The organism is Rhizobium sp. MHM7A (genome assembly GCF_005862215.1).
Lineage (GTDB): Bacteria > Pseudomonadota > Alphaproteobacteria > Rhizobiales > Rhizobiaceae > Rhizobium > Rhizobium bangladeshense.
Map to the genome: position 1 here is coordinate 1 of NZ_VCHT01000013.1, position 22,256 is coordinate 22,256.

At 60.5% G+C, this 22,256-nt stretch carries 22 protein-coding genes and 2 pseudogenes; 5 read left to right on the forward strand and 19 right to left on the reverse strand.

Annotated features, from left to right (window positions below):
- The 13 genes and pseudogenes from FFR93_RS30565 to ccoN form a co-directional block, all read right to left on the reverse strand.
- A partial coding sequence (locus FFR93_RS30565) for a hypothetical protein (protein WP_138395936.1) occupies positions 1 to 232 on the reverse strand: 232 nt, incomplete at its 3' end.
- A 115-nt stretch (positions 233 to 347) separates the two neighbouring features.
- Positions 348 to 1,025 carry a CBS domain-containing protein gene (locus tag FFR93_RS30570; RefSeq protein ID WP_138396085.1) on the reverse strand — a complete coding sequence of 226 codons (678 nt, stop codon included), beginning with the start codon at positions 1,023 to 1,025 and terminating at the stop codon, positions 348 to 350.
- 244 nt (positions 1,026 to 1,269) lie between these two features.
- Positions 1,270 to 1,760: pseudogene (gene ccmE / locus FFR93_RS30575) on the reverse strand (cytochrome c maturation protein CcmE).
- Between the two features lie 265 nt (positions 1,761 to 2,025).
- Positions 2,026 to 2,691, reverse strand: a complete 666-nt coding sequence (locus tag FFR93_RS30580; RefSeq protein ID WP_138395937.1) for a Crp/Fnr family transcriptional regulator — start codon at positions 2,689 to 2,691, stop codon at positions 2,026 to 2,028.
- A 52-nt stretch (positions 2,692 to 2,743) separates the two neighbouring features.
- A pseudogene (gene ccoS / locus FFR93_RS30585) lies at positions 2,744 to 2,881 on the reverse strand (cbb3-type cytochrome oxidase assembly protein CcoS); the annotation flags it as partial.
- The gene (locus tag FFR93_RS30590; protein WP_138395938.1) at positions 2,878 to 5,166 is read right to left on the reverse strand and encodes a cation-translocating P-type ATPase; all 2,289 of its coding nucleotides are present in this window, start codon (positions 5,164 to 5,166) and stop codon (positions 2,878 to 2,880) included. The gene FFR93_RS30590 and the pseudogene ccoS, both read right to left, overlap by 4 nt.
- Complete coding sequence (locus FFR93_RS30595; protein ID WP_138395939.1) at positions 5,163 to 5,648, reverse strand: FixH family protein; 486 nt, start codon at positions 5,646 to 5,648, stop codon at positions 5,163 to 5,165. Before FFR93_RS30595 ends, FFR93_RS30590 begins: the two co-directional genes overlap by 4 nt.
- Entirely contained in the window at positions 5,645 to 7,213 is a 1,569-nt protein-coding gene (gene ccoG / locus FFR93_RS30600; protein ID WP_138395940.1) for a cytochrome c oxidase accessory protein CcoG, read from the reverse strand. Before ccoG ends, FFR93_RS30595 begins: the two co-directional genes overlap by 4 nt.
- A gap of 171 nt (positions 7,214 to 7,384) precedes the next feature.
- Positions 7,385 to 7,570, reverse strand: a complete 186-nt coding sequence (locus FFR93_RS30605; protein WP_064709251.1) for a hypothetical protein — start codon at positions 7,568 to 7,570, stop codon at positions 7,385 to 7,387.
- A 10-nt stretch (positions 7,571 to 7,580) separates the two neighbouring features.
- Positions 7,581 to 8,444, reverse strand: a complete 864-nt coding sequence (gene ccoP / locus FFR93_RS30610) for a cytochrome-c oxidase, cbb3-type subunit III (protein ID WP_138395941.1) — start codon at positions 8,442 to 8,444, stop codon at positions 7,581 to 7,583.
- Between the two features lies 1 nt (position 8,445).
- Complete coding sequence (locus FFR93_RS30615) at positions 8,446 to 8,598, reverse strand: CcoQ/FixQ family Cbb3-type cytochrome c oxidase assembly chaperone (protein WP_017969139.1); 153 nt, start codon at positions 8,596 to 8,598, stop codon at positions 8,446 to 8,448.
- Between the two features lie 8 nt (positions 8,599 to 8,606).
- A complete protein-coding gene (gene ccoO, locus FFR93_RS30620; RefSeq protein ID WP_064709253.1) occupies positions 8,607 to 9,341 on the reverse strand; it encodes a cytochrome-c oxidase, cbb3-type subunit II in 735 nt (244 codons plus the stop codon).
- 8 nt (positions 9,342 to 9,349) lie between these two features.
- The gene (gene ccoN / locus FFR93_RS30625; RefSeq protein WP_138395942.1) at positions 9,350 to 10,972 is read right to left on the reverse strand and encodes a cytochrome-c oxidase, cbb3-type subunit I; all 1,623 of its coding nucleotides are present in this window, start codon (positions 10,970 to 10,972) and stop codon (positions 9,350 to 9,352) included.
- Between the two features lie 236 nt (positions 10,973 to 11,208).
- Here ccoN and FFR93_RS30630 point away from each other — a divergent pair, with 236 nt between their 5' ends.
- From FFR93_RS30630 to FFR93_RS30640, 3 genes are all read left to right on the forward strand, one after another.
- Positions 11,209 to 11,940: a helix-turn-helix domain-containing protein gene (locus FFR93_RS30630; RefSeq protein ID WP_138395943.1), complete on the forward strand. Its 732-nt coding sequence runs from the start codon at positions 11,209 to 11,211 to the stop codon at positions 11,938 to 11,940.
- Between the two features lie 26 nt (positions 11,941 to 11,966).
- The gene (locus FFR93_RS30635) at positions 11,967 to 13,892 is read left to right on the forward strand and encodes a PAS domain S-box protein (RefSeq protein WP_138395944.1); all 1,926 of its coding nucleotides are present in this window, start codon (positions 11,967 to 11,969) and stop codon (positions 13,890 to 13,892) included.
- 245 nt (positions 13,893 to 14,137) lie between these two features.
- On the forward strand, positions 14,138 to 14,581 hold the full coding sequence (locus FFR93_RS30640; protein ID WP_138395945.1) for a pseudoazurin: 444 nt from the start codon (positions 14,138 to 14,140) through the stop codon (positions 14,579 to 14,581).
- Between the two features lie 172 nt (positions 14,582 to 14,753).
- Here the strand turns inward: FFR93_RS30640 and hemN are convergent, their stop codons facing one another.
- Positions 14,754 to 16,106, reverse strand: a complete 1,353-nt coding sequence (gene hemN, locus FFR93_RS30645; RefSeq protein ID WP_138395946.1) for an oxygen-independent coproporphyrinogen III oxidase — start codon at positions 16,104 to 16,106, stop codon at positions 14,754 to 14,756.
- 318 nt (positions 16,107 to 16,424) lie between these two features.
- Between hemN and FFR93_RS30650 the strand changes: the two genes are divergently transcribed.
- Together FFR93_RS30650 and FFR93_RS30655 are read left to right on the forward strand one after the other, a co-directional pair.
- A complete protein-coding gene (locus tag FFR93_RS30650) occupies positions 16,425 to 16,757 on the forward strand; it encodes a hypothetical protein (RefSeq protein ID WP_138395947.1) in 333 nt (110 codons plus the stop codon).
- A gap of 132 nt (positions 16,758 to 16,889) precedes the next feature.
- The gene (locus tag FFR93_RS30655) at positions 16,890 to 17,615 is read left to right on the forward strand and encodes a response regulator (protein ID WP_138395948.1); all 726 of its coding nucleotides are present in this window, start codon (positions 16,890 to 16,892) and stop codon (positions 17,613 to 17,615) included.
- Between the two features lie 60 nt (positions 17,616 to 17,675).
- On the opposite strand, the gene FFR93_RS30660 is transcribed toward FFR93_RS30655, so the two are convergent.
- The 5 genes from FFR93_RS30660 to FFR93_RS30680 form a co-directional block, all read right to left on the reverse strand.
- Complete coding sequence (locus FFR93_RS30660; protein ID WP_138395949.1) at positions 17,676 to 18,602, reverse strand: ribokinase; 927 nt, start codon at positions 18,600 to 18,602, stop codon at positions 17,676 to 17,678.
- On the reverse strand, positions 18,599 to 19,060 hold the full coding sequence (locus FFR93_RS30665; protein WP_138395950.1) for an RbsD/FucU domain-containing protein: 462 nt from the start codon (positions 19,058 to 19,060) through the stop codon (positions 18,599 to 18,601). Before FFR93_RS30665 ends, FFR93_RS30660 begins: the two co-directional genes overlap by 4 nt.
- Positions 19,061 to 19,169: 109 nt before the next feature.
- Positions 19,170 to 20,189 (reverse strand): LacI family DNA-binding transcriptional regulator, encoded by a 1,020-nt coding sequence (locus FFR93_RS30670; protein WP_138395951.1) that lies wholly within the window; start codon positions 20,187 to 20,189, stop codon positions 19,170 to 19,172.
- Between the two features lie 17 nt (positions 20,190 to 20,206).
- Positions 20,207 to 21,118 (reverse strand): carbohydrate ABC transporter permease, encoded by a 912-nt coding sequence (locus FFR93_RS30675; RefSeq protein WP_064709263.1) that lies wholly within the window; start codon positions 21,116 to 21,118, stop codon positions 20,207 to 20,209.
- A complete protein-coding gene (locus FFR93_RS30680; protein ID WP_138395952.1) occupies positions 21,118 to 22,236 on the reverse strand; it encodes a sugar ABC transporter permease in 1,119 nt (372 codons plus the stop codon). The genes FFR93_RS30675 and FFR93_RS30680 overlap by 1 nt, the downstream gene beginning before the upstream one ends.
- Between the last annotated feature and the right edge of the window lie 20 nt (positions 22,237 to 22,256).

Consider the following 22,256-nt stretch of genomic DNA (forward strand, 5'->3'; position numbering starts at 1 on the left):
TGCCGCGGTGACGTTCGAGATCGGCAAAAACGCGGTAGCGGCCCTCGGCATGAAGCCCGTCCAGCTCGTTTTTGAAATACGCTTCGAAATCCATCATTTGCTCCCTTTGCACGTCAAGCGATACATCGGGGCAGCCGGTCGGTGTTTGATCTCCGTCAAGTTGGGCGCAAGTTGCTTCCTTTTCGCGGAGATCACGGTATTTGCTTCCATCAAAGAGCAAGCCGCGGGGCAAGTCGGGAGCTCCCGTGTCAAGCGGGGAATTTGGCAGATGGCTTGCTCAATCTTGACACACCGAGAAAGCCTCTTGTCACTTTGCGCGTGATGGTCCGCCGATACGGCCCGAGCCTTCAATCCTGGCCGCGAACAGGAGAAACCAGCAGACAATCCTTATAGCCGGCAATTCCGCCAAGGCCTTCGACGAGTACCTTGACCGCCCTGCGCTTAAGTTCGGATTCCACCTGACCGCCAACCGTCACCTGCCCGTTCAGGACGGATACCTGGACTTTTTGCGGCGTGAGACCGAGATCTGATCTCAACCGGGTGCGCACTGCCAGCGTGATGGCCTCGTCTCCCCGCGGCAATAGGGCCGTCGGCGCCTCGGCGATGACGCTCAGGATGTCCCGTCGGCTGACGATCCCGACCAGTCGTTCGTCTTCGACGATGGGTAGCCGTTTGATGCGATGCACCTGCAGGCTTTCGGCGATGTCGGAGACTTCGCTATCCGGCCGGGCGACGATGACGTCCTGGGACATGACGTCGGCGACACACCATCCGTTGCTGCCAATATAGCGTTCGAGATCGATTTCGGAGATCAATTCCGGCGCGCGCGCCGGACGGGGAGAAAAGCGAACCTCCCGGCGTAAAAGCAGATCGCCCTCCGTGACCATGCCGCAGATACGGCCGTGGTCGTCAACGACAGGAAGGCCGCTGACGTGGTTTTGCAGCATCATCGCGACGGCATGGCGCACGCTGACCGATGGGCTGATCGACACCACATTTGTCGTCATTATATCCCTTGCTTGCATGGTCGCTGCCTCACTGATCATGATTATTCCTGGAACATGCTAGAGGCCGGCCGGTCATGCCGCTTTGATTTTCATCAAACTGTTCGTGGCCGCCCGTCGCATTCGCTGCGGCTCGGCTGCCTGCGGATCTATCGGTGGCCCGAACGGCACGATGACGAGCAGAGGCGCCATCAGGAGACTGAAGGTCACCTCGAAGAAGGGCGCCCGACCGAGTTCTTGTCGCGGTTAGGGCTGATCTCGATGATTATGGCGTCGCTTTCGCCTCCTGCCCCTGTCCCGGATTTTGGCTCTGTCCCTGCCCCTGGCCTTCCTGCCACAGCCCCTGCTGCTTCAGTTTGTCGGCCACCTCCTTCGGCATATAGGTCTCGTCATGCTTGGCAAGCACGGTATCGGCGGTAAAGACGTTGCTGCCGGCGGCAAACACGCCCTCGGTCACGACGCCCTGGCCTTCGCGGAACAGATCGGGAAGGATGCTTTGACCTTCACAGCATTGGCGCTGCCGTCGGTGACGGAAAACTCCACCGTCGAACCGGCGCCGCGCACGATGCTGCCCTCACCCACCAGACCACCGAGCCGGATGCGGGTCTCCGGCGCCACCGGCGCCTTGGCAAGATCGCCAGGCATGTAGAAATACGCCACAGACTGGCTGAAGGCGAACATCACCAATAACACCACCGCAAGGATGAAACTCATCCCGCCTGCAATCACCACAAGGCGCTTCTGCTTGCGCGTCATTGCAAATCTCCGGCAGCTGTCGTGTGCTTAACTCCGCCACACCGCCATGGAAAAATCGCCGCGCGACTTCGGCACGGGCATTCGCACTCGTTGCCGCCGAGGTGGTGGGCAAGTGGATAAGGAAGGATAGCGATGACGCGTCGCGGCGAACACAATAGGGACAGCATGACATCGAGGTGCCATTTACCCAAAGCTTGGTGGAGCTGGCGATCCCCACATTGATGCCGGTCAAATTGCGCCGCGCTTTTCCGGCTGGTTGCCAACGTCAGCATGCCTTCCGCAACAGATCGACACTGTCGACCAGCACTACCTTGCCTCTGACTTCTACACCTGCGGGAACGAGCGCCGCGAATGCCCGCGACAGGGCTTCGGGCGCGAGCCCCAATTTTCCGGCCAGAATTCTCTTCCGGTAAGGCAGGCGAAACGTAACCTGCGAGGCCGAGGCCGGGCATCGGCTCACGAGATAGTTCGCGACACGTTGCGCGGCCGTGTGCAACCGGTCCCCCGCAATGCAATCCATGGCGCCGAGCAGGTGCCGGGTCATAATACGCATGATGTTGCGATGAATGATGGGGTGCCGGTCGGCGAGTGTCCGCAGGTCCGAAAGTTCGAACACCGCCACCTCCGCTCCGTCGGCGGACCAGGCGCTGTATGCGTAGGAGCCGCCACCCGACAGAAGATATTCGCCGAAGGTGTCGCCGCACTCGCAGACATAGATATCTGCCTCGCGCCCGGCGGATTCGGATTTCGAAAGCCGGACGAACCCGCTCATCACGCAATAGACGAACGATGCCGGCTGGCCTTCGGCGATGATCCGCTCATCCGGCGCGAAGGTTTGAAACCGGGCCGTGGCGGCCAGTTCCTCTATCGTCGCCTCGTCGAGGCCGTCGAATAGGTCAGACCGCAAGAGTACGGGGTTTTTCGCAAGCATCGATCTTCCTTTCGTTTTGGCCTGTCTGCGATTCATGATTTTTTGCGATCGGTTCCTCGTCGACGAGAATTCGCCAGGCGGCTCCTTCAAGGTCGTCGTACTGGCCGCTCTTCAGCGACCATAGGAACGCCAGGAGACCTATGCCTCCCATCATGAGCGCGATCGGTATCAGATAGATGAGCATATTCATCCAGTTCTCGCCTCTCTGCTCCTGCGTTCCCGTGTCTCGATCGCCATGCGGGGACCTTTGCCGAATGTGTTCAGCCGCAGCGCGTTCGTGACTACGATGATCGATGATGTCGACATGGCTACCGCAGCGATGAGCGGCGTTGCCAGTCCGGCAATCGCAATCGGCACCGCCAGGATGTTGTAGCCGATGGCAAGGGCGAAGTTCTGCCGGATAAGGCTCGCGGATCTCCGCGCAATGGCGATCGCCTCCGGAACGGCGTCAAGGCGATCGTTGAAGAAGATAAGATCGGCCGCCTGCCGTCCGATGTCGGACGCTGTGGCAGGCGCCATTGAGACATGCGCGACGGCAAGCGCCGGAGCGTCGTTGATCCCGTCGCCGACCATGAGCACGCGGCGGCCCTGGCCGCTCAGCCTCTGGCATTCCTCGACCTTCTGCTTCGGCGTGAGCGTGCCCAAAGCCATGTCGATCCCGAGAGCCTTTGCGGTAGTGTCGACGACAGCCTGCTTGTCCCCGGAGACCATGAACGTGTCGAGACCGGCCGCATCGAGCTTGCCGATGGTTTCGGCAGCTCCCGGGCGCAGCGTGTCGTCGAACAGGAAACGGGCCAGATGAACGCCGTTCTTTGATAGAATCACTTCCGAGAACGGGCTGTCGCCGGCTGGAGGTGCGAAACCGGTCACGCGGGCGAATTTCGCATTGCCGAGGCGGTAGACATCCGTCCCACGCCTTGCTTCCAGTCCGCCGCCCGGAATTTCCGCGACGCTTTCGAAGGACGACATAGGAGCGAGGTTCGTATCCCGAACCAGCGCCTGGGAAAGAGGGTGGCGCGAATGGATCGCCAATCCGCGGGCGATGACCGCGGCGTCCTCATCCACCGCCTCGGTCTTGATGAGGCGCGGTCTGCCCATCGTGACGGTGCCGGTTTTGTCGAAGGCTACAGTGTCTGCCTCGGCCAATCTTTCGAGCGCCGAGCCATCCTTGACCATGATGCCCTTCCGAAAAAGTTCGCCCGCTGCGACGACCTGAACCACGGGAACCGCCAGACCCAATGCGCATGGGCAGGTGATGATCAGAACTGCAATTGCGACCAGCATCGCCTGTTTCCAGTCGCCGCCGATAAAGCCCCAGGCAAGGAAAGAGATGAGCGCCAAAAGATGCACGGCCGGGGAATAAAGTGCGGCGGCACGATCGGCGATCCGGCGATAGCGGGCTCGTCCTCCCTCCGCGGCTTCCATCAATTCGATGATTTCCGATAGAAGTGAATCCTTCGCCACTTTCGTCGCCCGCAGGATGAGCGATCCGGTCAGATTCAACGCGCCCGAATTCACAGCGCTACCGTTGGCGACGGCGACCGGACTGCTTTCACCGGTGACGATAGAGAGATCCACGTCGCTCTCGCCGCTGACGACCATGCCGTCGACCGGGATGCGTTCGCCTGCTGCGATCGAGATGTGGTTTCCCACCGCAATCTCTTCCACCGGAACAAAGCGTCGCGATCCGTCCGGCATCATCAGCAGCGCCCCGCGCGGAGCCAGCCTCGCAAGTCCGTTGATCGCCGCGCGCGCTTTTTCCCGCATGATATGATCAAGTGTCCTGCCGATTAGCAGAAAGAACAGCAGAGAAACCGTAGCGTCGAACCATGCATGTTCGCCGTGATGAGCGGTCTCCCACAATGAAACGGCATAGGAGAGCGTCACGGCGAGCGAGATCGGAACGTCCATGTTGGTGCGCCCGCGCTTCAGCGCGTTCCAAGCCGATTTGAAGAAGAAGCGCCCCGCATAGATCAGCGCGGGGGCCGCGATCATCGCCGAAATCCAGTGAAACATGTCACGCGTCGCCGCATCTGCGCCCGACCAGACCGATACCGACAGCAACATGATGTTGGCGGCGGCGAAACCGGAAACCCCGACCGCAAGCAGAAGCTGGTTTCTGGTCCTGTCGTTTTCGGGGGCTGCGGGTGTGAAAAGGTGTGCTCGATATCCGGCCGCATTGATTGCTGTAAGAATTTCGGACGGATCGGTTTCACGATCCTGGATGGTTTCCTCGTAGACGCAGGTCACTCTTCGCGCAGTGAGGTTGACCCGAGCCCTCCTGACGAAGGCAAGTGCTGACAGCGCCTTTTCAATGGTCGAGATGCAGCCGCCGCAATGGACGTCGGGCACGCTGAGGTCCAGCTGGCGCAATCCTGCGCCGAGCGGATGGCTGGCTAGGCGGGCCTCCTCGGCGCTGGATGACGTCGCGCTGAGGGCGAGCACGCTTTCCGTATCCATGGAGCAGCAGGTCATTGGCCGAACTCCGTAGTATCGATGCGCTTGGCCTCATGCATAATGACCGCGCCGTTCCTCCTCGATGTGGCTTCGACGATCCAGTCGCCGACCGCGACCTCGTGGTCGGCTTCGAACCTGCCCTCACCCGTCTTCCGGAGCGTCAGGTGGAAATCCTCGTGATCGCCGACCGGGCGTTTGAAATTCAACGTGACCTCGTCGATGAGCGCAGGCGCGCCGTTTCCGTCGTGGATGTTGTAGCGGATCTCGCGGCCGTTGACGGAGAGAACGCCCTCGACGCCGGAGGCGGCCATCGCCTTCATCGCCGCGGCCTTGCCGTTGAATTCCTGACTGGCCACATAGGTGTTTTCGACGACCAGGCCGCTCCAGCTGGATGAGGCATAAAAGGCCATGGTGACGTTGACGGCGATCACCACGGCGAAGAATGCCGAAATTGAAAGCAGCATGTGCAAGCCGGTAAAACCTCGAGGGGAAGTATTCATTTCACGTCTCCCGGTGCGTTGAACGCCGCGCGATAGGTCGCCCGGTCGGAATCGCCCGTATCTTCGATGACGAAAAGGAATTCATTGATCTCGGCCCCATCCGGCTTGCGCGTTACGAAGACCTTCAACGTCGTGGCCGCGTCGGGTTCTGCACGGACCGTAAAGCTGCGGCCATCCTGCCTGCCGAACTCGGGGATGCGCATCGTCCCGCCCTCGAGCCCGACAAGAGTGAGGATCACATCCCGCGGCATGGGCACCATGTTGAGGACACGAAGCGTGTAGCCGTTGCGGATGGAGCCATCGCTTTCCAGAACATATTGAGGGTTGCGATCATGGACGACGTTGAGTTCGAGCCGTTCGCGGAAGGCGAGATGGATGACCATGGCGATGCCGATCGATGCCCAGACGACGGCATAGAAGATGATTCTCGGACGAAAGATGATGCGCCAGTCAAAATGCCGGATTGCCGGAATGAAGCTTCCATCGTCATTTCGAACATTCGAGGGCTGGATAGCTGTCCGTCCTCCGTCCGTCGCAAGCGACATATTGCTCGAATATTCACTGAGCGTCGCATAGGCGATCAGGCCGCGAGGTTTTCCGAGCTTGTCCATGACGCCGTCACAAGCATCGATGCAGAGAGCGCATGTGATGCATTCCATCTGCTGTCCGTCGCGAATGTCGATTCCCATCGGACAGACCGCGACGCAGGCATTGCAATCCACGCAATCGCCGACCGGCAGGCCCTTTGCCTGGGCCTTCTTGGCGTGGCGCGACCTCTGTTCGCCCCGCCAGTCATTGTAGGTGACAACTAGGGAATTCTCGTCCAGCATCGCACCCTGGATGCGCGGCCACGGGCACATATAGGTGCACACCTGCTCGCGCATGAGGCCGCCAAGCACATAGGTCGTGGCGGTCAGGATGGCGACCGTCGCATAGGCCGCCGCAGGAGCGTTTCCAGCAAATAGCGAAGCCGCCAGGCTCGGTGCGTCAGCGAAATAGAAGATCCATGCGCCGCCGGTGGCGGCGCCGATCAGCAGCCAGATCGCATGCTTGATCACCCGCTTCCTCAACTTGTCGAAGGTGAAAGGGCCGGCGTCGAGCTTCATTCGCGCGTTTCGATCGCCTTCGATGGCGCGTTCGACGACGAGGAAGAGATCGACCCAGACGGTCTGCGGGCAGGCGTAGCCGCACCAGGCGCGGCCCACCGCGGCGGTGACGAGAAAGAGGCCAAATCCGGCCATGACGAGCAAGCCCGCGACATAGTAGAATTCCTGGGGCCAGATTTCGATGAAGAAAAAGAAGAAGCGCCGCGAGGAGAGGTCGACGAGGATTGCCTGATCAGGCGCGTAGGGACCGCGATCCCAGCGGATCCAGGGCGCCAGGTAATAAATGCCGAGCGTAATCAGCATCACGATCCATTTGAACCGGCGGAACCGGCCCTCGGCGCGCTTTGGAAATATCTTCTTGCGCGGCGCATAAAGAGGCTGCCGATTACGACGGGCGTTGACCGGCTCGACGCTGACACGCTCGATGTCATTTGGATCTGGGGCGGTGTAAAGGTTCATGGGAGCTGTCCGGTGTTCGCCCGCTCTTGTCCCACCCGCGGCGCATCAATTCCTTGACCCAGATCAAGAAATGACCTCTCGAAACAAAAAGGCCACGCCCTGGGGTAAAGGGCGTGGCCGGAGGACAGCGGGGGAGAAACACCGCTGGAATGTCCTCGACAGGAGTTGAAACTACCGGCTTGTCTGCCTGTGATCCTTGAGGCAGATCAAGCTGACGATCGAATTGCCGATCTTTGCCGGATCGTCCTGTTCGGCAGACGGAGGCATCGCCTTTGCGCGTGCCGAAACACGCGACCGAATTGCGGCGCGCGGTGTGCCGTAGAGACCGAGGATCGGGTTGTGGTCGTGGGACGTCATCAATCTCTCCTTAGGTCCCGCCGCCAAGCGAATGAACGAAAATGGTGAGCTCCTTGACGGTCGTGTCCCCCAGGCGTTCTGCCCAGGCAGGCATGACGCCATGCTTGGGGGAGGCAATCTGGCGAATGATGGCGTCTTCGCCGCGCGTCTTCAGCCAGATCGCGTCGGCAAGATCCGGCGCACCCATTTCCGCCTTTCCTTTGGCATCTTCGCCGTGACATGCGGCGCAGTTGTCGAGGAAGAGCTGCTTTCCGGCCTCCGCGAGAGCGGGGTCCGAGGGCGTATTGGTCAGTCCCCAGACATAAGCGGCGACCTGTCGCATCTGGACAGGCTCCAGAACATCGGTGAAGGCAGGCATCTCGGAAGCGTGCGTTTCGGCATCCGACTCGAAGCGGACCCCGTGGGCGATCGTGGCCTGAATAGCTTCCAGGTCGCCGCCCCACAACCAGTCGTCATCGTTGAGATTTGGAAAGCCCGGGCCGCCGCTCGCCCCCGAGCCATGACAGGGCGCGCAATTGACTTTGAAGGCCGACGCACCGCCGGCTATGGCAAATTCTCGAAGGGTAGGATCGGCGTCGATCTCCTGCACTGTCTTTGCCGCGATGAGGTCATGAAACTGCGTCTGGGACGCTTTGGCCAGATCCAGATCCTGCTGCAGTTCCGCGCGAGTGGAGTAACCGAGATAGCCTTTTGTGGCGGAAGTAATCATCGGGATCGCGGGATATGCGATCGCATAGCCAATCGCCCAAAGAATGGTGGCGTAGAAGGTCCACACCCACCAGCGGGGCATGGGATTGTTAAGCTCGCGAATGCCGTCCCATTCATGTCCGGTCGTTTCGACGCCGCTCAATTCATCGATATGTTTTTCCGACATCTCAATCGTCCTTCAAGGGAATATCCGCGGCTTCTTTCGCCGTCTGCTTGCTGCCTGGGCGAAGGGTGAACACGACCACGCCGACGAAGAATGCCGCCATCGCCAGGAGGCCCCAGCTGTCCGCGAAGTGTCTCATTGCAGTGTAGGTTTCCATGGATCACCTCAACGGTAGCCGGTCGCGTCGTCATAGGTCGAAAAATCGACCAGGGTCCCGAGCATCTGCAGGTAGGACACCAGGGCGTCCATTTCGGTCAGCTTGGCCGGATCGCCGTCGAAATCGCCGACCTTCGCCTTCGGGTAGCGTTCGAGGAGGGCAGTCGTGTCGGCATTGGGATCGGCTTGAGCCCTCATGTCAGCCTCCGCATTCGCCAACATGTCGTCATTGTAAGGCACGCCCACGTGCTCATTGGCCTTAAGGTCCATTCCGACACCCTTGACCGTCACTTCCTGCTCCTTGAGGAAGGCGTAGCTCGGCATAACGGATTCCGGCACGACAGCCCGTGGCTCTGCGAGATGCTGCACGTGCCATTCGTTCGAATAGCGGCCGCCGACGCGGGCAAGATCCGGTCCGGTCCGCTTGGATCCCCACTGGAACGGATGGTCGTACATGGATTCCGCGGCCAGCGAATAATGGCCGTAGCGTTCGACTTCGTCGCGGAATGGCCGGATCATTTGGCTGTGGCAGAGATAGCAGCCTTCACGGATGTAGACGTTCCGTCCAGCGAGCTCCAGCGGCGTGTAAGGCCGCATGCCCTCCACTTTCTCGATCGTGTTCTGCAGGTAAAACAGCGGGGCGATTTCGACGATCCCGCCGATGCTGACGACGAGCAGCGAGCCAACCAGAAGAAGCGTCGCGTTCTTTTCGAGGATCTTATGTTTATCCAATATCGATGCCATGTCTCACCTCATTCGGCAGGCTGTGCTTGGGGCACGAAAGTGGTCGGGATTGCGGCTTCGTCGCGCAGATGGCCGCGGATCGTCATGAACACGTTCCAGGCCATGACGAGGCCACCTGCTAGATAAAGCGCTCCGCCGGCCGCGCGCAGCACGTAGTAGGGGATCATCGCCGCAACAGTTTCGGCGAAGGAATAGACGAGGAAGCCCTGGGAATTGTATTCTCGCCACATCAGCCCCTGCTGTATGCCGGCAACCCAGAGCACGGCGGCGTAAACGACGATGCCGAGCGTTGCGAGCCAGAAGTGCCAGTTGACCATCCGCAGGCTGTAGAGACGCTCGCGCCCCCACAGTTTCGGCGTCAGGTAGTAGATCGCCCCGAAGGTGATCATCCCGACCCAGCCGAGTGCGCCGGAATGCACATGGCCGATCGTCCATTCGGTATAGTGGCTGAGTGAATTGACCGCCTTGACCGACATCATCGGGCCCTCGAAGGTCGACATGCCGTAAAAGGCGATGGCGACGATCATCATCCGGATGATCGGGTCCGTGCGGATCTTATCCCAGGCGCCGGACAGCGTCATAAGGCCGTTGATCATGCCACCCCAGGAGGGCATCCAGAGCATGACCGAGAAAACCATGCCGAGCGTCTGGGCCCAGTCCGGTAGCGCCGTGTAATGCAGATGATGCGGTCCGGCCCAGATATACATAAAAATCAGGGCCCAGAAGTGGATGATCGAAAGCCGGTACGAATAGACAGGCCGGTTCGCCTGCTTCGGTACGAAGTAATACATCATGCCGAGGAAGCCGGCGGTAAGGAAAAAGCCGACGGCATTGTGGCCGTACCACCATTGCGTCAGCGCATCCTGAACGCCCGAGAAGAGAGAATAGCTCTTGGAACCGAGCAAGGAAGCCGGAACTGCAAGGTTGTTGACCACATGCAGCATCGCAATGGTAACGATGAAGCCGAGATAGAACCAGTTCGCCACGTAGATGTGCGGTTCTCTGCGCTTCAGGATCGTTCCGAGATAGACGGCGAGATAGGCAACCCAGACGATCGTCAGCCACAGGTCGACATACCATTCAGGCTCGGCATATTCGCGGGCCTGGGTGATGCCGAGGACGTAACCGGTCGCCGACATAACGATGAAAAGCTGATAGCCCCAGAAGACGAACCACGCAAGGTTGCCGCCGAAGAGACGCGCGCGACAGGTACGCTGCACGACGTAAAAGGACGTCATGATCAGCGCGTTGCCGCCGAAGGCGAAGATCACCGCCGACGTGTGAACCGGCCGTAACCTTCCGAAATTGAGATAGGGCGCGATGTTGAGGTCGGGAAAGGCCAGCTGCAGCGCGACAACGACGCCGACGAGGAACCCCACCACGCCCCAGAATACCGTAGCGATCAGGCCGTAGCGGACCACTTCGTCGAAATAGCCCGATAGGTCGACTCTCCGCCGTTCGTCCGCCGGTGCGAAGTCGACCTTCCTGACTAGGAGCAGGGTTCCCGCAACGAGGCAGAAGCTGAGTATGCCCATATGGACCGCAAAGAGCTGATCGTGCGCAAATGCGGCTCCAAGCAGCGCTAGAAACGCCGCGACCGCGAGCATCATCGTTTCCGTGGTGTAATTCATGATGTCGTCCCCAGTGCAAAGACGACCGCCCCGCGGCCGGCTTTCTCGTGCTTCGAGGCAGGACTGTCATGAAGCCGGCAACGGCTCCTTGATCTACATCAACAAGGCGACCCCAAGCCGCGGACCAACCGCCGCTGTTACATACTGTTACACTCTTTCACCCTTTCGCACCGTCCGCTCATCCGCTTGTGACGCAGCAGCTTTCTACTGGCCCCACTGCCACGAGGGACACGACGATGCTGATGCAGAACAACCACGCGTTCGACCATGTCGAGAAAACGGGCGAAGCCATTGATGCCGGTCAATCGCTTTCATGTCTCTTCCTGAGTTCGGCGGCGGAACCCGTCTCAGCCGGCAAGGCAATTTGTTGGGAGGGCGACAAGGCGAAACATCTCTTCCAGGTGGAAGAGGGCGTCGTTCGCCTCCATCGCATCATCGGCGAAGGTCGCCGGGTGATCACCGCATTCCTTTTCGCCGGCGATCTCATCGGCGCCTCCTTACAAAATGATTTTATTTTCACGGCCGAGGCCGTGACCGAATGCAAGATCCGGCGCATGTCGCGGAAGAGCTTCCACGAAGAAGTCGCCCGGTCCGAAGCGCTCGTCCCGGCCTACATCTCCCTACTTTGTCAGGAGGCGGCCGCCGCACATGAACAGATGGTGCTGTTGTCGAAGAAGAATGCCGAGGAGCGCCTCTGCAGCTTCATCGTCAAGCTTGCATCCCGCCGCAACCCGCGGCCGCGCCAAGGGCTCGTGCGCGTTCCCATGAACCGCCAGGACATTGCAGATCATCTCGGCCTGACCATCGAGACGGTGTCTCGCACGATCACGAAACTGGCTTCGCGCAACATCGTTATTCCCGAGGGCAGGCACGACCTGCGGATCGTCAATCTCCCCCGGCTGATACAGTTATCAGGCGACGCTGATGATTTTTCTGATGATTCCTGTCATAGGGTCAAGCTGCACTGATGCAACAAGCCGCAGGATCGACATTCATGCCTCACCGCCTCGTGTCACCGAGAACCGCATCGCCGCAGGAGCTGGATGCCATGGTGCACGTCCTCGACGGAGCGGATATCGTGGTCCATCGTTTCGACGGAACGATAACGCACTGGTCCATCGGCTGCGAGAACATGTATGGCTGGGCAAGAGAGGAGGCAATCGGCGAGAAGGTCCACGAACTTCTGGCGACGAAGTTTCCCGAACCAGCGGAAAACATCCGCGACCAGCTGAAATCGCGCGGCTTCTGGCAGGGCGAAATCATTCATCGCCATAAGAGCGGGCACGATATTCATGTCGCATCCCGCTGCGTGCTGGTCAGCCTGCCGGACGGCGAGCTTACGGTCATCCAGACAAACAGCGATGTCAGCGCCCTGAGGCGGGCTCAGGAGGCGGTCAAGTCGCGTGAGGCGCATCTGAGCTCCATCCTCGAAACGGTACCTGATGCTATGGTGGTGATCGACCATAAGGGAACCGTGCTGTCGTTCAGCAAGGCTGCCGAAAAACTGTTCGGAATGCCGGCGGATCAGATTTGCGGCCGTAACGTCAGCAACCTGATGCCGAACCCCTACCGCGACGCTCATGACGGTTATATCGGCCACTATATCGAAACCGGCGAGAAGCGCATCATCGGCTACGGGCGAGTCGTAACCGGACAGCGGGCCGACGGCTCGCAATTTCCGATGGAACTGCATGTCGGCGAGGCAACCGCCAACGGCGAACGTATTTTCACCGGTTTCGTCCGCGACCTGACGAGCCGTTTCAAGATCGAGGAGGATCTTCGCCAGGCGCAGAAGATGGAGGCGATCGGGCAGCTGACAGGAGGCCTCGCGCACGATTTCAACAATCTCCTGACGGTCATCAGCGGCAATCTCGAAATGATCGAGGACAAGCTGCCGCCCGGCAGCCTTCGCGATATTCTCAAGGAGGCCCAGTCCGCCGCGCAGGACGGAGCGATCCTGACCGGCCAGCTGCTGGCCTTCGGCCGGCGGCAGCCGCTGAACCCGAAGCATGCCGACCTCGGTCAGCTCGTCAGCGGCTTTTCGGATCTGCTGCGGCGGACGCTCGGCGAAGATATCAAACTTTCGACCGTTATTGACGGGTCGGGCTTCAACGTTCTCGTCGACAGCTCGCAGCTTCAGAACGCCATTCTGAATATCGCCTTGAACGCAAGGGACGCGATGCCGAGGGGCGGCAGTCTGACGACCACGATCTCGCGCGTCTACCTCGATGCCGATTATGCCAAGATGTATCCGGAGGTGCGCAGCGGCAACTTCGTCCTCATTACCATGACGGATACTGGTACGGGCATGACCGAGGAGGTCAGAATGCGCGCAATCGAACCTTTTTTCACGACGAAGGAAGTCGGCTCAGGCACGGGTCTCGGGCTCAGCATGGTGTATGGCTTCGTCAAGCAGTCGGGCGGGCATCTCCAGCTTTACAGTGAGGTGGGACGCGGCACGACCGTCAGGATATATCTGCCTGCCATCAATGGGGCGAAGCCCCGCGAGCTTGCGCCGGATCTTGGCAGCGGAGAGAGCCAGATGCCGCGCGGCGACGAGACGGTTCTGGTCGTCGAGGATGATGCCCGCGTCCGCCGCGTGGCCGTCGCCAGGCTCGCGTCAATGGGTTACACGGTGCGTGAAGCCGAAAATGGCCGCCGCGCACTCGAAGTCCTGCGGGAAAACGCCGACATCGCCCTCCTGTTCACCGACATCGTCATGCCGGGCGGGATCACCGGTGACGAACTCGCACGGGAAGTGCGCGTTATGCGGCCCGACATCGCGGTTCTGTTCACGTCGGGATATTCCGAGCCGGGTCTTGCGGAAAAAGGGACCGTTCCCGGCGCAGAGTGGTTGCGCAAGCCCTATACCGCCAAAGAGCTGGCGTTGAAGATCCGGGAGCTTCTCGACGCCAGGTGATCTCAGGCCTGCTGCCCCCTCGACTTGCCCCTGGAACTGACGCTTGGCGAGCGAACGTCTCCCCGGCAACTGGCGCAGCGCCGCTTGTCGAGCAAGGCAAGCGCATTCCCGACATGGTGCCCGGCAAGCTGCCAACCTGATCGCCGGCTTTTCCCCGAATTTGACGGGCGTCAAAGAACCCGGCTCGGGCATCTTCTAAGACATGTTCATGAGGCTGATCGAGCCTCGCAGAACAGGAGATTGCAATGCGTTTGAAATTTGGTCTGATCGCTGCAGCGGCAGCCTTGATTGCCTCGACAGCGCCGGTGATAGCCGCCGACCACCAGGTTCAGATGCTTAATAAGGGCATGGATGGCGCAATGGTGTTCGAGCCCAGCTTTTTGAAAATCGCCCCCGGCGACACCGTAACTTTCGTTCCCACCGACAAGAGCCACAACGTCGAGACCTTCAAGGGCCTCATTCCGAATGGCGTCGCCGAATTCAAATCCAAGCCGAATGAACAGTATCAGGCAAGATTCGATGTTGCCGGCGCTTACGTCCTGAAATGCACGCCGCATGTCGGGATGGGCATGGTTGCCTTGATCCAGGTCGGCGACAGCCCGGCCAATCTCGAAGCGATCAAGACGGCAAAGGTGCCGAACATGGTACGCAAGCGGCTTGATGCCGATCTTGCGCATATCACCCAGTGATGAATGACCGGTGCGGGTGGGCGCACTCGCGCGCCCTCCCGCATGATGGAGAACCCCTAGCTTCGCCGACGGTGAACCGATCAAGGCTGCGCTGCGGCGTTGGCTGCCGGCGATCTATCGAACCTGACCGCCTGAAGGGCACGAACAGACAGGCCGCAGTCATTGGATCGGGTCAGGCGGCCTTGCTGTGCGTGCGTCCGTGCGAGCCGAAATAGGCGTCGAACGCCGCCGCGACGGCACGGACCATGAAGCGTGCGTCCTGGGATACGACGATCCGCTCGCCGTCCATTGTGACAACGCCATCGGCCATTAGCTCACCGAGACGGTCGTTGCGCTCGACAAGGAAGCCGGTGTCGAAACCCGATCCGCTGCTAACTCTGCCGAGGTCGACCTCGAAATCGCACATCAGCCTTTCGATGATCTTCGCCCGAAGCTTGTCCTCTTCGCTGAGAAGATATCCCCTGGCGGTGGGCAGCACGCCGGAGGCAATCCGTTCGGCGTAGAGACCGAGAGGCACGTGGTTCTGCATGTAGCCGCTCGGAAGCCGCCCGATCGCGGAAGCGCCAAGGCCGATGAGATTATCGCAGTCATCCGTGGTGTAGCCCTGGAAGTTTCGTCTCATCGCGCCGTTGCGCGCGGCGAGCGCCAGGTGATCCTCCGGCAAGGCAAAGTGGTCGAGTCCGATACGCACATATCCGGCTTGTTGAAGCTCCTGGGCGATGGCTTCCGCCTGCTCGTTGCGCTGTTTTGCCTCTGGCAGCGATGCTTCGTCGATGAGACGTTGATGCTTCTTGAAGGCGGGTATGTGGGCGTAGCCGAAAACGGCGAAACGATCGGGACGCAGCTCCGCAGCCAGGCGGACCGTTTCCACGCAGGATTGGACTGTCTGCTTCGGAAGGCCATAGATCAGGTCGAAATTGATGCTTGTCACGCCTGCCGAGCGCAGTCCGACGACCGCCGTCTCCGTCTGCTCGAAGGACTGCAGCCGATTGATTGCCGCTTGCACGACCGGATCGAAGCTCTGGACGCCGAGGCTCGCGCGATCGACGCCGTTTTCGCTGAGCGCATCGATCATGGAGGCAGCCAATGTGCGCGGGTCGATCTCGATTGCGACGCTGGCACTCGCTTCGAAGGCGAAGGCGCTCCTGAGCTTTGCCATCAGAGCGGAGAAGTCCTGCGGCCTCATGATTGTCGGCGTGCCGCCACCGAAATGCACGTTCCTGACGGGCACGTGGTTGCCAGCGGCAAAGGAGACGAGCTCGATCTCCTGGCTCATCACGTCAAGATAATCGACAACAGGAGCGTCCTGCCGGGTGATGGACGTGTGGCAGCCGCAGTACCAGCACATCGAGCGGCAGAAGGGCACATGGAGATAGACCGAGACTGGTCCGCCCTCTCCGATTTCGGCGAGGCCCCTAGCATATTCATCTGGTCCGACGGCGGCTGAAAAAGCCGGTGCCGTCGGGTAACTCGTATAACGCGGAAGCCGTGCATCGCCGTATTTGGCGACAAGATCGTCGGGCATCATCACATTCCTTTCAAAAGCAGGATGCTTTGTGCGCGTGGACCGAGATGTCTTCCTTGTTCCAAATCAATGATGATGCCGCCGCCGCGAGATCATCCACATATTCGTTGCCCGAGCCGGCTAGCGTGTCGTTCCGACACTCAGGACGAAATAGGGCCCATTACCTTGAAGCATCGCGGGCGGTCACGGAGCGAATGTTCGGTGCCGACCCCTTCGCCCTTCCACTTGATCGAGGTCAAAGCGTCATTCGACCGGCGTCGTAGCTTGGAGAAAATGGGAGAGGCCGCAGCGACGAAGCGATGATCCGGAGCGAGTGGAATGCCATATGAAATCGTCACAGCAAGTCTCGACGTGAACGACAAGTCGGGGCGCATCGACGTGTGGTTCGGACCCGACATGAAGACCATCGTCGTGTCGCGGCGGGCATTGCTCTCGGTGGCCTCGCCGCCGCGGGCGACGGAATTCCGCCTTCTCCAATACGTCGAAACCTTCTGCCAAATCGCCGCGCGCCGCCTTGCCTCGACGAGCGGCAACACCATTCTGATCACGGCGAACGATGTCCGCGGATGGCTCTGCGCGTGGCAGTCCTCTCCAGCCCCGGTCCCGATACAGGCGGTCCGCCATCGGCTCCACGACGCCGGATCGGTGTGATCTTGCCCGGAACAGTTTCCGGCGTCCGATGAGGACAATGGACTGCGTGCTGGTGACACCAGCTTGACCGGCATGTTAAAGACGATGCCATTGAACAGGATCTGTAACGAGCAACGGCTTGGCGGATGGACGATGGCAGCAACTCAGCATGACGCGCATCTTCTCGTCGTCGACGACGATCCGCGCATCCGCCAGATGTTGACGCGCTATTTCGAGGATGAGGGTTACACGGTCTCCTCCGCCGCCGACGGCACCGAGATGCGGTTGCGTTTGCGTCAGCAGAATTTCGACGCCGTCCTGCTCGATCTGGTTCTTCCCGGCGGTACGGACGGACTTGACCTTGCCCGCGAAATCCGCGCCCATTCCGATGTGCCGATCATGATGCTGACGGGCCGCGACGACGTCGTCGATCGAATCGTCGGTCTAGAGGTCGGCGCCGACGATTACATCGCCAAGCCCTTCCATCTCCGAGAAGTCCATGCGCGCCTGAAATCGATCCTGCGCCGCCGCCAATCTCCTGCCCGCAGCGCCGAAGCGACTGGCGAGGAAATCATCGGCTTCGAGGAGTGGAAACTCAACCTCAGTCGCCGCCAGCTTCTCGACCCCGAAGGCACGGAAATCGAACTGACGACCGGCGAATTCGATATGCTGACGACCTTTGTCCGGCATGCCGGACGGGTTCTGACCCGCGACGTGCTGATGGACCTGACCAGAGGCCGAAGCCTCGAAGCGTTCGACCGGACGATCGATGCCCAGATCGTCCGGCTGCGGCGCAAGATCGAGACGGACCCGAAGAAGCCGCAATTCATCAAGGCCGTTCGCGGCGTCGGCTATGTCTTTACCGCCAGGCTCGATTGACGGTTTCAGGAGATGGCGAGGCTGACGCGCCTCGCCGAAATCCCCTGCAACGTCCAATCATCAGGGGCGCAGCAAGGCAGTGATCTCGGCGCGAGAAGGCATGGCGGGGGCTGTGCCCGGCCGTGTTACCGCGATTGCGGCGGTCGCGCAGCCGAAGCGGACGGCCTCGATCGGCGCCTGACCTTCGGAAATCGCTGTCGCGAACCCGCCGAGAAAGGCGTCGCCGGCTCCGGTTGTGTCGACGACGTTTCCCGCCGAAAATGCGGAGACAAATTCGCTCTGCCCGGCTGTGTGATAGAGCGCACCGCGAGCGCCGAGCGTGATGACCGCTGCTTTCGCCCCCCGATCGACCAGCGTGCGCGCCGCCGCCCGTGCCTGCTCATCAGTTTCGATAGCATGGCCCACCAATTCCGCCGCTTCGACTTCATTGGGGACGATGAAATCGCACAAGCCGTAGATGCTGTCCGGGATGGCGCCGGCCGGCGCGGGGTTGAAGATCGTAATGGCCCCTGCCCTTTTCGCGATCGACAGGCCGTGCAAGGCCGCTTCCAGCGGCTGTTCGAGCTGTGTCATGAAAATAGCGGCGCTTTCGATCGCCGCCCGGTTGGCTTCGACATCTTCGATGCCGATCAGCCCCGCGGCGCCCGGCACCACGATGATGGCGTTGTCGCCGCTCACTTCGTCGACGAAGATGAAGGCGGCACCCGTGGAAACGCCTTCCATCTTCATCACATTGGCTTTGACGCCCGCCTCCGCATAGGCCGCAAGCGCCATCGCGCCGAACGCGTCGTCGCCGACCCGTGAAATGAAAGCCACCTTGCCGCCTGCCTTTGCCGCGGCAATTGCCTGGTTGGAGCCCTTGCCTCCCGGCCCGAGCGTGAAACCTGACCCCATCAACGTCTCGGCAATATAGGGCAGGCGCTTTGCCTTATAGGCGGTGTCGGCGGCGAAAATGCCAAGAATGACGATCCCGCTTTTCTCGCTCATCTGACCGCCTCTTCCGCTGGAATGACGCCCTTGGTCAAAAGGAAGCATCCGTAGAACCGCAGCTCCCCGGTTGCGATCACGCAATAGGCCTTTTTGGCGATGTCGTAGAACGCCATGCGTTCGACGGGATACATCGGCGAAGGCTTGCTTTCGGCGCGGTCGACGATCGCCTGCACTTCCTGTTGAATCGGCGGAATTTCATCCGGCTTGCCGATCACTTCCATACGGCCAACCGAAGGCTGGATCGGTGTGTCCAGAGGCAGCACCGAAAGGATGGCGTCGATCGCCTGCGGCGCGGGAATGTTCTCCATTGTCAGCAGCTTCCCCAAACGCGTCTGGCGGGCTATCGAATCCGATGGAAAATTCATGTCGGAGATGACGAGATAGTCACCGTGTCCCATGTTGCAAAGTGCTTGAAGAATGTCGCCGTTGAGTTCGGCCCGAATTCCCTTGAGCATTGATCTCCATCCTTTCTCTAGCCGGAACGCCGGCCGTGCTTCAATTTCTGTTGTCCGGCGATATCCGGCATGGAGCGCCGTGCGCCTTTCGTGCGCACAAAACAGCGCCTCATTTTCGGCCCGATGCGCCGGGTTGCGGGCACGGGCCGCTCGAACCGCGCACGATCAGCGATCCGTCTACCATTTCGTCCCCCTTGCCAGGCGGTTCCTCCAGGAGAAGGCTGACTGCGCGCCGTGCCAGCATGTCGGCCGGCTGACGTATGGTTGTCAGCCGCGGCACCACGAGATTGGCAAGCGAAATGTCGTCGAAACCTGTGACGGACAGTTTTCGCGGCACATCGATCTTGAGGTCGCGGGCGGCGCGCAACGCGCCGATCGCCTGCTGGTCGCTGGCGGCCGCAATCGCCGTTGGCCGGTCCTGCGGCGGGTACGAAAGCAGCTCGCGGGCAATTCTTTCGCCGGACTCGTAGTCGAATCTGCCATAGGCGATTTCCAGTTCGACAGGCTCGCCGGTCTTGCCGAACCCGTCCATGCGGCTGACGAAGGCCTCCTTGCGCATGCGCCCTGCTTCGGTGTCGGTCGGCCCGGCGATATAGGCGATGCGGCGATGCCCCAGCCCATAAAGATGATCGGCGATCAGCGTGGCCGCCTGCGCATGGTTGGTCGAAACCAGGGGAAAGGTGCCGAAGCGCCGGTCCAGCGATATGACCGGCACCGAGGCTGGCAGATCGAGACCTGAACCGTCGCTTGAAGCCACCACGATGATGCCGCGCACCGATCGGTCGAGAAAAGCCGAAACGTGGCTCTGCTCCGCCTCGCTGTCGTTATGCGAGCTCGCCAGCATCAGGCTGTGGCCGCATTCGAGCGCCGCACGCTCGACGCTTGCCGCAAGCTGTGCAAAGAAAGGATTGGTGATGTCGGGAACGACGAGGCCTATGACGTCGGTTCTGCTGGTGCGCAAGGCTCTTGCGGTCACGTTCGGCCGGTAACCGAGGGCCGAAATGGCGTCGTTGACCCTTTCACGCAGCAACGGTTTGACCGCGGCTTCGCCCGACAGGACACGCGAAACCGTGCCCACGGATACGCCCGCATATTCGGCGACATCCTTGACTGTGGGCATCTTTGACATTTTCAAACGTCCCGCAGCTATTTTACCGCTCCCGCGGTCATCCCGGCGATGATGTGCTTTTCCAAAACGACGCCAACAATGACCAGCGGAAGGATTCCAGCGGTGGAAAGGGCGGCCATCGACCACCAGTTGATGCCCTGGCTGCCTGTCTGGCTCGCAATCATGACCGGCAGCGTGTTCGTATTGGTGGAGGTCAGCAGTGCGGCAAAGAAATATTCGTTCCAGCACAGGATCAGCGCCAGAAGGAAGGCGGCCACCATACCCGGTAGAACGAGCGGCACGATGATGCGGGCAAACGCGCCCCAGATCGACAGGCCATCGACCAGGGCCGCCTCCTCGAGCTCTACCGGAATGGTCGCGAACTGGTCGCGCATGATCCAGACGACGATCGGTAGCACCATAAGCGTATAAACTGCGATCATTCCGGCATAAGTGTCGAGCAGCGCCAGTTCCTTGTAGAGCACTAGGAACGGCAGGGCGAGGACGACAGGGGGCATGATGAGCTGCGACAGGAAGAAAAAGGAAATGTCGGAATTGCGCATATGGCCGAATTTGTAGGAAAAGCGGCTAAGGCCGTAAGCCGCGAGCGATCCGAGCACGACGGCAAGGGCGGAAGCGGTGACGGAGATGATGACGCTGTTCCAAAGCCTGCGCATGAACTCGTCACGTACGGTTGATATCTGGGAAATCGTATCGGGAGAGAGGCCGAGCGAGCGCCAGCCCAGCCAGTTCGGCGCGAAATTCGCCCATGGGATCAGATTGCCGCGCATGACATCTGCGGCCGTCTTGAACGAGGTCGAAACCGTCCAGAACAGCGGGAAGATGCAGACACACGCCCAGATGACGAGCAGGCCGTAGACGGCCAAACGCATGGCCCACCAGCGAATGCGTTGACCGCGCCCATATTTTTCGAAGTCGATGCGAACCATCAGAGCCTTCCTGTCATCCGCTTCACGATGCGGTCGGAGATCTTCATCAGCACCGTCATGGCGACGACGATGATCACGAGGTAGACGAGCGCCAGCAAGGTTCCGTATCCCACATTCGAACGGTCGCGGTATTCGCGATAGATGAAACTGGTGACGGAGTCCGTCGCCCCGCCGGGACCTCCCGATGTCACGGTGATGATGATGTCGGCGAGCTTAAGCTTGAAGATGATGCGGATCATCACCGCCGTGACCGACACCGGCAGCATCAGCGGGAAAATCACCTGCCAGAAGCGTTGCCACTTGGTGGCGCCGTCGACTTCGGCCGCCTCCAGCACCTCCCTCGACAAGGCCTGCAATCCGGCCAGCAGCATGATCATCATGAAGGGAATGAAGGTCCAGGCGTCCATGATCATGATCCAAAGGCGCGCCGTCAGCGGATCACCAAAAAAGGACGGGTTTTCCCAACCGAGCCAGCGGGCCATGCGCGCGATCGGGCCGAAACGGGTTTCCAGCATCGACTTGCCCACCATCCAGCTCACCGCGACCGGCGACAACATCAAGGGCACGAGGAAGGTGACGCGCCAGAACTTTCGGGCAATGATTTCCTGGTTGAGAAGCAGCGCCAGGCCGAAGGCGATTGCATATTCGACGGCAATCGCGAGGCAATAAAGGATCATGTTGAGCAGGGCGTTGGCATAGAACGGATCGGCGATCATCCGGCGCACATTGTCGAGCCCGTTGAAGCGCCGCCCGGCCGAAGAGGCGAGGTTCCAGTCGGAGAAGCCGATCCAGAGCGCAAAGAGCAGCGGGAAGACCACCATCGATACGACGAAAAGTGCTGCCGGCAGCACAAAGAGCGCCTTCTTGCCGGCCTCTCCGTATATGACGACGCGGGTGACGCAAAGAACCGCGGCCCAGATGAAATAGGCGTAGAGAATCGGCCGCCAATTGGCAAAGCCCCAATCGGTCCAGCCGAGTTCGTGGACGGCCTGCAACACAAAAGATGCCATGAACCATATGGCGCTGAGCCACAGAGCCGAGCGGCCCCAGAGACGGCGGCTCGCGGAAATGGAGCCGGCTTCGACCGTGTGGAGCAGGTCGCCTTCGACTGTCGACATTGATATTCCTCGCCCAGACA

Excerpts from the sequence above, each read along its gene's own strand:
- FFR93_RS30595 (WP_138395939.1), bottom strand. The coding sequence starts at position 5,648 with ATGAATACTTCCCCTCGAGGTTTTACCGGCTTGCACATGCTGCTTTCA.
- FFR93_RS30605 (WP_064709251.1), bottom strand. The coding sequence starts at position 7,570 with ATGACGTCCCACGACCACAACCCGATCCTCGGTCTCTACGGCACACCG.
- FFR93_RS30665 (WP_138395950.1), bottom strand. The coding sequence starts at position 19,060 with ATGCTCAAGGGAATTCGGGCCGAACTCAACGGCGACATTCTTCAAGCA.
- FFR93_RS30580 (WP_138395937.1), bottom strand. The coding sequence starts at position 2,691 with ATGCTTGCGAAAAACCCCGTACTCTTGCGGTCTGACCTATTCGACGGC.
- FFR93_RS30680 (WP_138395952.1), bottom strand. The coding sequence starts at position 22,236 with ATGTCGACAGTCGAAGGCGACCTGCTCCACACGGTCGAAGCCGGCTCC.
- FFR93_RS30640 (WP_138395945.1), top strand. The coding sequence starts at position 14,138 with ATGCGTTTGAAATTTGGTCTGATCGCTGCAGCGGCAGCCTTGATTGCC.
- FFR93_RS30635 (WP_138395944.1), top strand. The coding sequence starts at position 11,967 with ATGCCTCACCGCCTCGTGTCACCGAGAACCGCATCGCCGCAGGAGCTG.
- FFR93_RS30590 (WP_138395938.1), bottom strand. The coding sequence starts at position 5,166 with ATGACCTGCTGCTCCATGGATACGGAAAGCGTGCTCGCCCTCAGCGCG.
- FFR93_RS30630 (WP_138395943.1), top strand. The coding sequence starts at position 11,209 with ATGCTGATGCAGAACAACCACGCGTTCGACCATGTCGAGAAAACGGGC.
- ccoG (WP_138395940.1), bottom strand. The coding sequence starts at position 7,213 with ATGAACCTTTACACCGCCCCAGATCCAAATGACATCGAGCGTGTCAGC.
- ccoP (WP_138395941.1), bottom strand. The coding sequence starts at position 8,444 with ATGTCGGAAAAACATATCGATGAATTGAGCGGCGTCGAAACGACCGGA.
- ccoN (WP_138395942.1), bottom strand. The coding sequence starts at position 10,972 with ATGAATTACACCACGGAAACGATGATGCTCGCGGTCGCGGCGTTTCTA.
- FFR93_RS30670 (WP_138395951.1), bottom strand. The coding sequence starts at position 20,189 with ATGTCAAAGATGCCCACAGTCAAGGATGTCGCCGAATATGCGGGCGTA.
- hemN (WP_138395946.1), bottom strand. The coding sequence starts at position 16,106 with ATGCCCGACGATCTTGTCGCCAAATACGGCGATGCACGGCTTCCGCGT.
- FFR93_RS30675 (WP_064709263.1), bottom strand. The coding sequence starts at position 21,118 with ATGGTTCGCATCGACTTCGAAAAATATGGGCGCGGTCAACGCATTCGC.
- ccoO (WP_064709253.1), bottom strand. The coding sequence starts at position 9,341 with ATGGCATCGATATTGGATAAACATAAGATCCTCGAAAAGAACGCGACG.
- FFR93_RS30570 (WP_138396085.1), bottom strand. The coding sequence starts at position 1,025 with ATGCAAGCAAGGGATATAATGACGACAAATGTGGTGTCGATCAGCCCA.
- FFR93_RS30655 (WP_138395948.1), top strand. The coding sequence starts at position 16,890 with ATGGCAGCAACTCAGCATGACGCGCATCTTCTCGTCGTCGACGACGAT.
- FFR93_RS30660 (WP_138395949.1), bottom strand. The coding sequence starts at position 18,602 with ATGAGCGAGAAAAGCGGGATCGTCATTCTTGGCATTTTCGCCGCCGAC.
- FFR93_RS30615 (WP_017969139.1), bottom strand. The coding sequence starts at position 8,598 with ATGGAAACCTACACTGCAATGAGACACTTCGCGGACAGCTGGGGCCTC.
- FFR93_RS30650 (WP_138395947.1), top strand. The coding sequence starts at position 16,425 with ATGCCATATGAAATCGTCACAGCAAGTCTCGACGTGAACGACAAGTCG.